Origin of the sequence: Acholeplasma equirhinis (assembly GCF_017052655.1) — a bacterium.
Classification (GTDB): Bacteria; Bacillota_I; Bacilli_A; order Acholeplasmatales; family Acholeplasmataceae; genus Acholeplasma; species Acholeplasma equirhinis.
Map to the genome: position 1 here is coordinate 484060 of NZ_JAFIDC010000001.1, position 12573 is coordinate 496632.

Consider the following 12573-nt stretch of genomic DNA (forward strand, 5'->3'; position numbering starts at 1 on the left):
TTAACGGTCTTAATTGACCGTTTTTTTGTCGTTTTTTTACCATTTATTATATTTGATAAGTTGTATGATTGCTAGTTTTATATAAAAGTGCTAATATCATTTTGAATGTATGAATTGAGGGGCATTATATGGCAATTATTGTCTTTGTAACAACTGTAATTTTGATGATGTCAGGTTTAATCTTTTTTCCAAAAATTAGACTATTTAAAAAAGAATTTGAATCGTATTGGTTAATTGTTCTAATTGGTGCAATCGTTGCAATTTTCACAACTGGAATGGACTCTAAAAACTTGATTGATTCAATCTTTAAAGATAGTGAAATGAACCCAATTAAATTGGTTACATTTTTTATTTCAATGACTATTTTATCGATTTATTTAAATGAGATTGGATTCTTCCAAAAAGTAGCCTATTGGGTGTTAAAAAAAGTTAATAATCATCAGAATAAAATATTCTTATATTTTTCACTCCTTGTAAGTATACTCACAATATTTGTAAGTAATGATGTCATCATCTTAACATTTATTCCAATCATGATTTATTTTGCAAGACATGCAAAAATTAATCCATTACCTTATTTGTTTGCAGTATTGGTATTTGCTAATACTTTCAGTTTAATTTTGATTGTAGGTAATCCAACAAACGTATATCTTGCGACAAATCAAAATATTTCATTTCTCGAATATATGAAAGTGATGTTTATTCCAGGCATAATCACTGGAATTGTAAGTTATTTAATATTATGGTTTATATTTAGAAAAGAACTTAAAAAGCAAATTGAAGTACCGATGGATCAAGTTATAGAAATAGATCAAACTAAAATGGTCTTGGGTTTAGTACATCTAGGTATAACCTTAGTATTACTAACCCTATCTAATTTGATTTCGCTTGAAATGTGGATTATCACAATCGTTGCAGATATTTCGTTATTAGGAATTACTTATTTTATAAACAGAAAACATAAAAACTCTCAGCACTTAATCAAGAGTACTTTAAAAAAGGCACCATGGACATTTATTCCTTTAATAATTGGTATGTATATATTAGTTGATAGTGTTAAACAAAATGGTTTTCACGTTGAAGTTTTTAATTTGTTAAATCAATTTGATCCAATATATGGTTATGGTATTTCAACATTTTTCCTTGCAAACATTATGAATAATTTACCAATGACAATGTTTATGCAACTTGTTATTGAAGAAGTACCTGCATACTTAACACTAAAGGTAACATATGCTTCAATCATTGGTGCGAATCTTGGGGTTTTATTATCACCATTTGGAGCATTAGCAGGATTAATGTGGTACGACCTACTTAAGCAGCATGAGATAAAAATAAGTATTGGAAAATACATAAAAACATTATTAATCTTAGGTATTGTTTCGCTATTAATGGGATTATTTGTTTTAAGTCTAATTATTTAATAAAAAAAATCGTTTAAAGGCCTAACACCTTTGAAACGATTTTATTTTTACCTTCACTTTTTGCTTGATATAACAATTCATCAGCAATTGAAATTAAATTAGGATGTCCCATATAATGCAGCGGCATATAAACAAGACCAATTGAAATTGAAAGTTGTTTATCAATAGAATTTCCAATTTCAATAACGTTATTTCTTAAAAGTTCTGCAAATTGGTAAACTTCATTCACATCATTTGATCTAACTAAAACAGTGAACTCTTCACCACCATATCTAGCAATATAATGATTTGCTTGCTTAACTGATTTAAATACATCTGAAACAGTTTGTAGAATTTCATCACCATATATATGACCATATGTATCATTAAATAATTTAAAATCATCAGTATCAATCATCATTAGACCGATTCCGGTCTCATTTTCATCTTGTAATTTCTCGTAAGTGTATACAAAACTTGTACGATTAGGAAGCCCTGTTAAATAATCTGTTGAAGCTAGAATTGCTAATTGTTCATGCGCTTCTTTAGTTGTATTAAAGAAGAAGGCAGTTGTTCTTGCAACACTCACCATACAAAATACTAAATTGATGATCATGAATACCATTTGAAGTTCGATAGATAAGTTTTCAAGTGGCCCATAATAATAAGTTAAGATACCACATAAAATGTAGACTGCACCAAGACAAACCATGATATGGAATTTGGTAGACCTTTTCCAATTTGTAAAAATTGTTAAGCTTGTCATTAAGAATGCATAAAATAAGAAATTTGAAATAAAACCGAAGATAACCGAATAAGCTCCAGTTGTCAAAGAACAAACGATGATAAATATTAATGAAGCCAGAGCATGTTTTGACTTTTTATTAGCATAAAGCGATGTTAAGATAGCAGACACGATTAGGATATTGATTAATAAATACCAATAATATCCAAGAATAACTAATAAAATGCTATAAAGTATAACAATGAAAAAGGAAGACAAGTACACATTGCGTGCTTGGTCTTTATATTGTGTCTTATTCCATTTTTCTTGAAATTTATTAGCAATCAATGTTTTACTTACCTCTCAGATTAATCTTTATACTATTATATATCTTTTTATATTAACTGTAAATTAAAGGCTTCCATCCTTAAGGATGATATAATAATTACATGACAATATGTAAGAATGTCTAAAGAAGGTGCAATTAATGAGTGAATTTAATAGAGAAAATCTATTGAAAACTTTAGAAAATAGATTTTTAAGACATATGTATCGACATCCAAATTTGACATGGCAAGAAGTCTTAAATAAGTTGGAATCTAATGAAAAAGCATTAGAAACCATTTTTAATATGGAAGAAACAGGTGGTGAACCTGACCTTGTAGCTAGATTTAAAGATGATAATCCATTTATTTATGTTGATTGTTCAAAAGAATCTCCATCAGGTAGACGTAGTCTATGTTATGATAGAAGAGCTTGGGAAGAAAGAAAAGAATATAAACCGCAAGGTACTGCAATGGATCTTGCACGTGAGTTAGGTATCAAGATGTTAGATGATGCAGAATATCGAAAACTTCAAACGATTGAACCTTTTGATTTAAAAACTTCTTCATGGGTTGTCACACCGTCAAGAATTAGAGAATTAGGTGGTGCAATTTTCTGTGATCGTCGTTATGATACAGTTTTTACTTATCATAATGGTGCAGATAGTTATTATGCGGCAAGAGGATTTAGAGGTTATATTAGTTTATAAAATCAGTTAAGGGGAAAATATGGATACTGAAAAAGAGCCAATCATTCATCCAGAGTTAAGATTAAGTGCAGCATTTATTAAGTTTTTCTTACCATCGTTTAAAGAAAATACCGCCCAACTTGCAAATACTGTTTTAGGTACAATGAAAGGTAAATGTAAAGTTAGACTTTATTATGAACAAAGATTTATTCAAAGACTCGATGGAAGTGACTTAAGAATTACCGTATATGCACCAATCATTAGAAAACCTAATGCACCTGTACTCGTTTGGTTCCATGGTGGTGGTTATGGTTTAGGTACACCTGAGATGAATGAAAAACTATTTAAAAAACTCATTGATCGTACCGGTTGTGTCATTATTTCTCCAGATTATCGATTATCTGTTGAATCCCCTTATCCTGCAGCAATTGATGATTGTTATACCACATTAAAATGGGTAAAAGATTACGGAGCTGAATATATGATTAACATCAATCAAATAATGGTTGGTGGTGAATCTGCAGGTGGTGGTTTAACAGCTGCTATCACACATATGGCAAGAGATAAAGGTGAGGTAAACATTGCCTTTCAAATTCCTTTATATCCAATGATTGATGATAGAATGCAAACCGAATCTGCTACAGATAATCTAAAAGATCCTATATGGAATTCCAAATCCAATTATGAAGGTTGGAAATTATATTTAGGTGATTTGTTTGAAACCGAAAAAGTACCGGTTTATGCTGCTGCAGCTCGTGCAGATAATTTTAAAAACTTACCACCTTGTTTAACTTACGTAGGTTCAGTTGAACCATTTTTAGATGAAACTAGAATTTACGTAGAAAAATTAAAAGCTGAAGGCATTCCAGTTTATTTCAATATTTACGATGGTGGATTCCATGCGTTTGATACATTAATTTCAAATAGCAGTATAGCAAAAGAAGCAATAGAATTTTTGCTTGATACCTTTGAATATGCAACACAAAATTATTTTAAAGAAAATAGGTAGTTAAAAATGTTATATCTAAGTTTAAAACCAAGTCAAGAATATAATGGAAAATCCATTAGAGAGTATCTACAAAGTTTACATGTAGGGAAAGCTGTTATCTATCAATATTCTTCAACAAAACGAATTTTAATTGGGGATAAACCAGTGAACTCTGAATATCGTTTAAAACCAAATGATGAAATTACACTTGAATTGGAAGAAGATCCAGATCAAATTAGAATCGATGAAGCAATAGATGTCATCTTTGAAGATGGGGATTTCTTTGTAGTAGAAAAACCAATTGATTTACTTGTTCATACAGATGGTAATGAACTTGATACATTAAATAGTAGAGTTGCTAATTATTTTCATGAGAAAGATTACTATCATCCAGTATTACCTGTACATAGAATTGATAAAGCTACCTCAGGTTTAGTATTATATGCTAAGCATTTTGTTGCTCTTGCATATCTTTCTTATCAATTTGAGACAAAAGAAATTCATAAAGTTTATGAAGCTTTAGTTGCAGGACAAGTTATGCCTGGAAAAGGTAAAATCAATCAACCACTAGAGATGGATAAATCAAATAAGATGATGATCATCTCACCAAAAGGTAAACCAGCTTTAACGATTTATGAAGTGAATACCTACAAAGAGAATAACTCTTTATTAGAGATTTCTATTGAAAGTGGCAGAACGCATCAAATTAGAGCGCATTTAGCTTCTATTGGTCATCCTGTTTTAGGTGATCCAATTTATGGAAAGTATAAGTATATTCGCTTAATGTTACACTTTAAATCGATTACCTTTACACATTTTAGAGAAAATAAAAAGGTAACTTTCACTTCGAAAGTACCCTTCTAATTTACATTAAAACTTCAAGTTTTTGAATTTCATCCTGTGTTAAGTAACGCCAATAACCGATTGGTAAGTCACCTAATTCAATATGCATGATACGAATACGTTGTAATTTAACAACCTTATAACCTAAAGCTTCTGTCATACGTCTTATTTGACGATTTAAGCCCTGTTTGATGGTTAAGTGGAATCTTGTATCATCTAAGGGTTTAAGTACTGCAGGCATTGTTTTTTGATTCTTATGTGAAACTGGATTATATATAGTTACACCAGATTGCATGGTATCAATAAATTCATTAGAAATTTTCTTATCAACTTCAACAATATATTCTTTTTCGTGACCATTTTCAACACGTAAGATTTTATTGACGATGTCACCATCGTTTGTTAGTAGAATTAAACCAGATGTTTCTTTATCAAGTCTTCCGATTGGGAAGATTTTTTCTTTATAGTTCATAAAAGTAATCATATTATCTTTAATTGCTGTATCTGTTGTTGATACAATACCTTCTGGCTTATTAAGTGCAATATAAATTTTTTCAGTTTTTAATGTTATGAGTTTACCATCAAGAGTCACCTCATCGGTTGATTTGATTTGCATACCAACGACAGCTTTAATACCATTGACTTTAATGCGACCAACCTCAATCATTCGGTCGGCTTCTCTTCTAGATGCTACGCCACATTCAGAGATGTATTTGTTTAGTCTGATCATTTCTTTAGCATCATAAAGTAAATGTTCTCTTGTGGTATATTCTGTTTTTTTATATTGTTTAGCTTTGTCCATGATTTATACCTTTTTATTATCAATTTATTTTATCAAAGTAACCAATATAATACAATAAATTATGTAGAATAAAGAAGAGGTGAAGTAAATGGGAACAACTTTTGATTATATCGAATATGTTTTAAACCAAATAGAAGGACCTTATTTTTTTAGAAGTAAAAAAATGTTTGGTGAATATATGGTTTATGTTGAAGAAAAACCGACATTTTTAGTTTGCGATAATATTGTATATGTTAAAATGCATCCAAGTTTAGATGAGTTATTGCAAAATGCTGAAGTTGGTTATCCATATGATGGTGCAAAGTTGCATTATGTCATAGATATTGATAACAAAATTCTCATAAAAAATGTGATAGATGCGATTATACCTCATTTGAAAGTACCTAAGAAAAAAATTAAATAATATTTTTATAACTTTGGTTGCAAATTCGTTCCTTTTTAATATAATTAAATGTGGTAAAGAAAAGGACGGCATTATGAACAGAACATTAAAATATATTTTATCCGCAGTATTATCTGGTATCGTTGTTGGGATTGTTGCAACTACATACCTTGCCCTTAAAAACGAAAACATGATCTTAGGAGCATTCCTATTCGGATTTGGGTTATTATCAATTTGCACATTAGACTTTAAATTATTTACTGGTAGAGTTGCGTATATCATTGATGAAAAACCAAGTTACTTACTAGACTTACTCTATATCGTTGTTGGTAATTTAATTGGTTTATCATTCTTTGCATTACTTGTTCACATAAGTGGTATGACGACAGTAATTGAAAATGCACATCACCTAGTTGAAGCAAAATTAGATGCACCAATTTATTCAATCTTCACTAAAGCAATCATTTGTGGTTTCTTAATGTATCTTGGTGTAGAAGGCTATAAACGTGTTCCGAATGATGTTGCAAAAGTGGTTCTAAACATTTTCGCAGTTGTGATCTTCATCTTTGCTGGTGTTGAACACAGTATCGCAAATGCGTATTATTTCGTTGTATCAGGTTCATTCACTTGGGAAGTTTTACTGGCATTCATCGTGATGTTACTTGGTAACGGTGTTGGATCAGTTTTAATTAATGGATTAGAAAAACTTGCTGGAACTAAACAACCTAAAGAAAACAAATAAAAGGCTATTAAGCCTTTTTTTGTTAAAATAGAATTAAAGTGAGGGATAGTATGGAAAAAGAAGTCGTTGTCATTACAGGTGCTTCCTCAGGAATAGGAAAAGCAACTGCTATTTTATTAAGTCAAAAAGGCTATAAAGTTTATGCACTAGCAAGAAGACTTGATAAATTAGAAGAATTAAAAGTTTATGGTATTGAATTTTTCCAATTTGATGTAACTGATCAAATGTCTAGAATCCATGCAGTAGAAACTATTTTCCAAAGAGAAGGAAGAATTGATGTTCTTTTTAACAACGCTGGATATGGTTTATATGGACCAATAGAAGATATTATTGAAAGTGATGCAAAACAACAATTTGAAGTGAATTTATTTGGATTAGCTGAAATGACTAAACTCGTTTTACCGATTATGAGAAAACAGAAAAAAGGTAAAATCATTAATACATCTTCCATTGGTGGAAAAGTTGCATCGTTACTTGGTGGTTGGTATCATGCGAGTAAGTTTGCACTTGAAGGATTTAGTGATTGTTTGAGGCTTGAAGTTAAACAATTTGGTATTAAAGTTATTTTAATGGAACCAGGATTAATTCAAACTGAATTTATGGGTATCACTTATGATTATGCGGATAAATTACCAAAAGAATCGGCATATACCAATCTACTTGAAAAAGTTAAAAAAGATGCAAAACGCGATTATTTAGATAAGAAAATTGGTTCTGACCCTAATGTTGTTGCAAAATCAGTTTTTAAAGCTATTAAATCTAAGCATCCAAAAACTCGATATGTAATGGGTAAACTTGGTAAATTAGCGGTAATTTCTAAAAAAATATTACCAGATAAATTAATGGATAGTATTTTACTACATAGATAGAAAAAAGAGAATCTAAATGATTCTCTTTATTTTAACCCTAAAGCTTCTTTAATGACTGGAGAAATTATTTTAAAAGGAATTTTATCTTTTAAAGATAAATGAATAGTTCCCTTCGCTTTTCTTAAAGCTTGAACATCAGGTCCAAACTTATCAAGAAGTGTACCACCAGTATATACACCTACATGTGTTTTATATCCACCAATATAGAATTTTTTCTTGCCTAAATAAAATCCTAAAATACCATATGCAACTGCTTCCTTAATGTCAGGACTTAAAGTAAGTACAAACTTTCTTAATTCATCGAAAATAGGTCTAGCTTTTGGATCAATTGATGAAATATAATCATCAACACTGCCAAAATCCATCATATTTCTAGGCATTTTCTTGCATTTTTCTATGAAGAACTAGTGAATAAACAATACCTGCAAGTGCAATAATATAAGTAAACCAAATTAAGAATCCAGCAGCAGGAATATCCATTCCTTTGATGTCTTTCATACCTATAATCATATCAGACAGTATAAATATTGTATAGAAAACAGTTAATAATTTGTAAGCAGGTTGTTTGCCAAATTGAGCAATAGAATGCGCAAGTGGTGTACCTAAAGCGATACAATAGACAAGTGCTAAGATACTTAATAAATCGAAGTTATTATTGATTAATAGGAACCATAAAATGATTAATACACCAAATGTTACTCCAAAAGATACATACATTCTTTTCTTATCTAGAGGATCTTTAAATCCAAGAATTGCTAAATACCAAAAAGTGTGTCCGATAAAAAAACCTGCCATACCAAGTGGCATACGTAAACCACCTAATGAGAAGTGGTTTCTAAACGCATTGGCAAGAAATGTATCTCCAACTAAACAAAAGACACCACCTAAAACTAAAAAGATTTTGACTAAAACTGGTTTTTCATTTTCGATGAGTGCATAACCCAGCAAAAAGAAAATCAATGCGTACTGCAAAGTAAATCCGTTACTCCAAATTAAATCAAGTGCACCATATAGTTCACTTAGAAGCCACATTAATACCACTGAAACTGGTACAATGAGACTATATTTTTGAATTTTATTCATATCTTATCTCCTTATAATTAGTTTAATTATAAGTGATATATATTTTGAATATCAAATAAAGTGCTACAATAAAGATATGAGGTGATAGTATGCAAAAAAAGAAACTTGATCATTTAACACCAATTCAATATAAGGTTACACAACAAAATGGTACAGAACCACCTTTTCAAAATGAGTATTGGAATCATTTTGAAGAAGGACTTTATGTAGATATTGTTGATGGCACACCACTTTTTACTTCAAAGGATAAGTTTGATTCAATGTGTGGATGGCCAAGTTTTTCTAAACCAATCGAAGATGAAATTGTAAAAGAAAAAATAGATATGTCTCACTTTATGGTAAGAACTGAGGTAAGAAGTAAAGAAGCAGACAGTCATTTAGGTCATGTCTTTGAAGATGGTCCAGAAGAACTCGGTGGATTAAGGTATTGTATCAATTCTGCAGCATTAAGATTTATTCCTGTAAGAAATCTTGAAAAAGAAGGATATGGAAAATATTTAAAATATTTTGAGAAAAAATAAAGCGGAATACAATTTCCGCTTTTTTCTTTATTTAAGTCTACCGTATAGTTTAGTGAACTTATAAATTTTATTTTTAATTTTTGCACTTAACATTTCAGGTTTCATACGCCATGTCCAGTTTCCCCCTAAAGTTGATGGAATATTGAATCTGGCTTCACTACCTAAGTTTAAGTAGTCTTGCATTGGAATGATTGCAGTATCAGCAACAGATGCTAAAGTAGCTTTAATAAGTGAATCAACTTTAGATCCAGTTTGATGGTTAATATATGCAAGACAGTATGCTAAATCTTGTTTTGGTAAACCTTTAAACCATTGAGCAGTTGTTTCATTATCATGTGTTCCAGTATAAGCAACTACATTTTTATGGTATGTGTGTGGTAAATAATCAGATGTTTCTCTTGCGTCAAATGCAAATTGCAATAATTTCATTCCTGGGAAACCAGTGTGTGCAAGAAGCGCTCTAACTTCATCTGTAATTGCACCTAAATCCTCAGCAATAATTGGTTTATTTCCAAGTTTTTCTTTGATTTTATCAAAAAGTTTATATGAAGGTCCTTTATACCATTGACCGTTTCTTGCAGTTTTATCACCAAATGGAATACCGAAGTAATTAACAAAACCAATAAAGTGATCAATTCTGACTAAATCAAACATGGTTGTATTAGACCATACGCGGTGAATCCACCAACTGTATTCATGACTTTCTAATGCATTCCAATTATAAAGTGGGTTACCCCATAGTTGACCATCTGCAGAGAAGTTATCTGGTGGAACACCTGCTACTAAAGTAGGTCTTCTATGTTCATCTAGTTGGAAGTACTCTGGTTTTGTCCATACATCACTTGAATCAAGAGCAACATAAATTGGCATATCACCGATAATTTTAATTCCTTTAGAATTCGCATATTGTTTTAATAAATACCATTGTTGGTATGCTTTATATTGCATGAAGCATTGGAATTCAATGTCTCTTTTTAATGACACTTTAACTTGTTCAATCGCATCATTATGTCTTAATTTAAGTGGTTCAGGCCATTCTTGCCATGAAACGTTATTTAATGAAGCTTTGATTGCCATAAATAATGCATAATCATATAACCAATTGCCATGTTCTCTTAAAAAGCCTTGATAACCTTCATCATTTTGATTGAAGCGTTCAAATGCTTTTCTTAAGACAATGAAGCGTTCATTAAACACTTTCTCGTAATCAACTTTAAAATCCCAACCTGCTGAGTCTAAGATTTCAGAACGTTTTAAAAGTTGTTCTTTTATTAAGATGTCTAAATCAATGAAATATGGATTTAATGCAAATGCACTAAATGTTTGATACGGAGAATCACCGTAAGAAGTAGGACCTAAAGGAAGAATTTGCCAATAAGTTTGACCTGCTTGATCGAGATAGTCTACGAATTTATAAGCTTCTTTACCAAAGCTTCCAATACCATATTTAGATGGTAAAGCTGAAATGTGTAATAATATACCTGTTTTTCTCATATTATTCTCCCTTGACCGTAAATACGAGTGATTCGTAAGGTCGTAAAATAATTTTATTATCTGTTAATTTAATATTTTTATGACTTTGTAGAATGATTTCATCTAATTTGAAAGTTGTTAAATCAAAAGATTCTTTAGAATCACTAAATGAACCAACAACAATCATTTTTTGATTATTAAGCATTCTTTGATAAACAAATAGTTTAGGGTCATTCTTTAATAACATTTCATAATCACCATAAGTAATTAATTCATGATACTTAGAAAATCTTCTGAGTGATATGATTTTTTGATAATGATGCCAAATGGAATCATTTCTAGAAATTTGATCTAAAACGTTAATTTCTTTATAGTTAGGGTTCACATGGAACCAAGGTTTCTGTTTAGAAAAACCACCAAAATCTTCATCACTCCACTGCATCATTGTACGTGGATGATCTCTATTTTTTAATGCATATTGCTTAAAAATCCTATCTTTTTCTTTTGGGTTGTTTTTAATATCGTTATGATAACTTGTGATTGTAGATATATCGTTGAATTCACTTGGATCTTTAAATGGATAGTTTGTCATACCAATTTCTTCACCTTGATAAATGAAAGGTGTACCACGTGACATATACATAATTGTAGCTAGCATTTTAGCTGATGCTTCGTGATAATTAGGATTTCCATAATGTGAAACGACACGTGGTTGGTCATGATTTAACCAGTTAAGTGGTAACCAACCAATTGATTTAAAGTTTTGTTGCCATTTAAGGATAACTTCTTTAAGACCAACAACATCAACTTTTAAGTCTTTGAGGTCTAATATGTCCCATAAATTATTTTTCCAATTATGATCAAAGTTAAATACCATAGATAATTCATTTGAATCAAAGCTTGAATATTTTTTTGCCTCTTCCAAACTTGCACTACCACCGACTTCACCGATTGTAAATGCATCATAAGGTTTAAACAATTTTTCATTCAATTCTTTCAGGTAATCATGAACTTTAGGTAAATTAGAAAATTTAAACCAATCGAGTACGATACCTTCTCCAAAAGTAGAATCTTTAAATGGTGCACGATCTAGATGAGAAACAGCATCAATTCTAAATCCATCAATACCTAAATCAAGCCACCATTTACCAACTTCAATCATAGCATTTCTAACATTTGGATTTGCCCAATTTAAATCAGGCATTTTATCACTAAAGATCTTCATATAATATTGATCAGTCTCTTCGTCATATTTCCAAGCAGAACCACCAAAGAATGAACCCCAATTCGTAGGTTCTGAGTTTTGCCCATTTTTTATTTTAGGTGGTTGCCAAATATAATAATCACGATATGGATTATCAAGTGATTTTCTAGATTCTAAAAACCATTTGTGTTCGTCAGAAGTATGATTTAAAACAAAATCCATAATAACTTTAATGCCTAAATTATGTGCATTTTGCAACATTTCTTTGAAGTCATCTAAAGTACCATACATTTGTGCAACCTTAAAGAAATCTCTGACATCATAACCATTGTCATCCATCGGAGAATCATAAAAAGGGGTAATCCATAATAAATTAACACCTAAAAGGTGTAAATAATCAAGTTTTTCTGTGATTCCTTTTAAATCACCAATTCCGTCGTTATTTGCATCATAGAAACTCTTGATGTAAATTTGATATCCAACGGATTCCATCCACCATTTTTTCATAGAAAAAAGACCTCGTTTAA

The 12573-nt window shown here is 30.5% G+C and carries 14 protein-coding genes; 8 read left to right on the top strand and 6 right to left on the bottom strand.

Going from position 1 to position 12573, the window contains the following annotated elements:
* Window positions 1–128: 128 nt before the first annotated feature.
* Window positions 129–1424, top strand: coding sequence for an ArsB/NhaD family transporter (locus tag JV173_RS02255; RefSeq protein ID WP_205734670.1), 1296 nt, complete (start codon window positions 129–131; stop codon window positions 1422–1424).
* Window positions 1425–1437: 13 nt separating this feature from the next.
* Here JV173_RS02255 and JV173_RS02260 read toward each other — a convergent pair whose 3' ends face one another.
* Entirely contained in the window at window positions 1438–2235 is a 798-nt protein-coding gene (locus JV173_RS02260; protein ID WP_205734671.1) for a GGDEF domain-containing protein, read from the bottom strand.
* 379 nt (window positions 2236–2614) lie between these two features.
* Between JV173_RS02260 and JV173_RS02265 the strand changes: the two genes are divergently transcribed.
* The 3 genes from JV173_RS02265 to JV173_RS02275 are packed head-to-tail and all read left to right on the top strand — an operon-like array spanning window position 2615 to window position 4991.
* A complete protein-coding gene (locus JV173_RS02265) occupies window positions 2615–3160 on the top strand; it encodes a DUF4256 domain-containing protein (RefSeq protein ID WP_205734672.1) in 546 nt (181 codons plus the stop codon).
* Between the two features lie 19 nt (window positions 3161–3179).
* The gene (locus JV173_RS02270) at window positions 3180–4148 is read left to right on the top strand and encodes an alpha/beta hydrolase (RefSeq protein WP_205734673.1); all 969 of its coding nucleotides are present in this window, start codon (window positions 3180–3182) and stop codon (window positions 4146–4148) included.
* Between the two features lie 6 nt (window positions 4149–4154).
* The gene (locus JV173_RS02275) at window positions 4155–4991 is read left to right on the top strand and encodes an RluA family pseudouridine synthase (protein WP_205734674.1); all 837 of its coding nucleotides are present in this window, start codon (window positions 4155–4157) and stop codon (window positions 4989–4991) included.
* A gap of 1 nt (window position 4992) precedes the next feature.
* On the opposite strand, the gene JV173_RS02280 is transcribed toward JV173_RS02275, so the two are convergent.
* A complete protein-coding gene (locus tag JV173_RS02280) occupies window positions 4993–5772 on the bottom strand; it encodes a pseudouridine synthase (protein ID WP_240452999.1) in 780 nt (259 codons plus the stop codon).
* An 88-nt stretch (window positions 5773–5860) separates the two neighbouring features.
* Here JV173_RS02280 and JV173_RS02285 point away from each other — a divergent pair, with 88 nt between their 5' ends.
* From JV173_RS02285 to JV173_RS02295, 3 genes are all read left to right on the top strand, one after another.
* On the top strand, window positions 5861–6175 hold the full coding sequence (locus JV173_RS02285; RefSeq protein WP_205734675.1) for a hypothetical protein: 315 nt from the start codon (window positions 5861–5863) through the stop codon (window positions 6173–6175).
* Window positions 6176–6248: 73 nt separating this feature from the next.
* Window positions 6249–6896 carry a formate/nitrite transporter family protein gene (locus tag JV173_RS02290; RefSeq protein WP_205734676.1) on the top strand — a complete coding sequence of 216 codons (648 nt, stop codon included), beginning with the start codon at window positions 6249–6251 and terminating at the stop codon, window positions 6894–6896.
* A gap of 50 nt (window positions 6897–6946) precedes the next feature.
* Entirely contained in the window at window positions 6947–7765 is an 819-nt protein-coding gene (locus JV173_RS02295) for an oxidoreductase (protein ID WP_205734677.1), read from the top strand.
* A 26-nt stretch (window positions 7766–7791) separates the two neighbouring features.
* On the opposite strand, the gene JV173_RS02300 is transcribed toward JV173_RS02295, so the two are convergent.
* Together JV173_RS02300 and JV173_RS02305 are read right to left on the bottom strand one after the other, a co-directional pair.
* Entirely contained in the window at window positions 7792–8130 is a 339-nt protein-coding gene (locus JV173_RS02300) for an iron chaperone (protein WP_205734678.1), read from the bottom strand.
* Between the two features lie 7 nt (window positions 8131–8137).
* On the bottom strand, window positions 8138–8848 hold the full coding sequence (locus JV173_RS02305) for a lysoplasmalogenase family protein (RefSeq protein ID WP_205734679.1): 711 nt from the start codon (window positions 8846–8848) through the stop codon (window positions 8138–8140).
* An 89-nt stretch (window positions 8849–8937) separates the two neighbouring features.
* Here JV173_RS02305 and msrB point away from each other — a divergent pair, with 89 nt between their 5' ends.
* Complete coding sequence (gene msrB, locus JV173_RS02310; RefSeq protein ID WP_205734680.1) at window positions 8938–9369, top strand: peptide-methionine (R)-S-oxide reductase MsrB; 432 nt, start codon at window positions 8938–8940, stop codon at window positions 9367–9369.
* A 27-nt stretch (window positions 9370–9396) separates the two neighbouring features.
* Here the strand turns inward: msrB and malQ are convergent, their stop codons facing one another.
* Window positions 9397–10863: a 4-alpha-glucanotransferase gene (gene malQ, locus JV173_RS02315; RefSeq protein ID WP_205734681.1), complete on the bottom strand. Its 1467-nt coding sequence runs from the start codon at window positions 10861–10863 to the stop codon at window positions 9397–9399.
* 1 nt (window position 10864) lies between these two features.
* Complete coding sequence (locus JV173_RS02320; RefSeq protein ID WP_205734682.1) at window positions 10865–12553, bottom strand: glycoside hydrolase family 13 protein; 1689 nt, start codon at window positions 12551–12553, stop codon at window positions 10865–10867.
* Between the last annotated feature and the right edge of the window lie 20 nt (window positions 12554–12573).

What these genes read in the sequence shown, in the direction of transcription:
- msrB (WP_205734680.1), top strand. Translation starts at nt 8,938, where the DNA reads ATGCAAAAAAAGAAACTTGATCATTTAACACCAATTCAATATAAGGTT.
- JV173_RS02320 (WP_205734682.1), bottom strand. Translation starts at nt 12,553, where the DNA reads ATGAAAAAATGGTGGATGGAATCCGTTGGATATCAAATTTACATCAAG.
- JV173_RS02255 (WP_205734670.1), top strand. Translation starts at nt 129, where the DNA reads ATGGCAATTATTGTCTTTGTAACAACTGTAATTTTGATGATGTCAGGT.
- JV173_RS02285 (WP_205734675.1), top strand. Translation starts at nt 5,861, where the DNA reads ATGGGAACAACTTTTGATTATATCGAATATGTTTTAAACCAAATAGAA.
- JV173_RS02305 (WP_205734679.1), bottom strand. Translation starts at nt 8,848, where the DNA reads ATGAATAAAATTCAAAAATATAGTCTCATTGTACCAGTTTCAGTGGTA.
- JV173_RS02270 (WP_205734673.1), top strand. Translation starts at nt 3,180, where the DNA reads ATGGATACTGAAAAAGAGCCAATCATTCATCCAGAGTTAAGATTAAGT.
- JV173_RS02300 (WP_205734678.1), bottom strand. Translation starts at nt 8,130, where the DNA reads ATGGATTTTGGCAGTGTTGATGATTATATTTCATCAATTGATCCAAAA.
- malQ (WP_205734681.1), bottom strand. Translation starts at nt 10,863, where the DNA reads ATGAGAAAAACAGGTATATTATTACACATTTCAGCTTTACCATCTAAA.
- JV173_RS02275 (WP_205734674.1), top strand. Translation starts at nt 4,155, where the DNA reads ATGTTATATCTAAGTTTAAAACCAAGTCAAGAATATAATGGAAAATCC.
- JV173_RS02290 (WP_205734676.1), top strand. Translation starts at nt 6,249, where the DNA reads ATGAACAGAACATTAAAATATATTTTATCCGCAGTATTATCTGGTATC.
- JV173_RS02265 (WP_205734672.1), top strand. Translation starts at nt 2,615, where the DNA reads ATGAGTGAATTTAATAGAGAAAATCTATTGAAAACTTTAGAAAATAGA.
- JV173_RS02295 (WP_205734677.1), top strand. Translation starts at nt 6,947, where the DNA reads ATGGAAAAAGAAGTCGTTGTCATTACAGGTGCTTCCTCAGGAATAGGA.
- JV173_RS02280 (WP_240452999.1), bottom strand. Translation starts at nt 5,772, where the DNA reads ATGGACAAAGCTAAACAATATAAAAAAACAGAATATACCACAAGAGAA.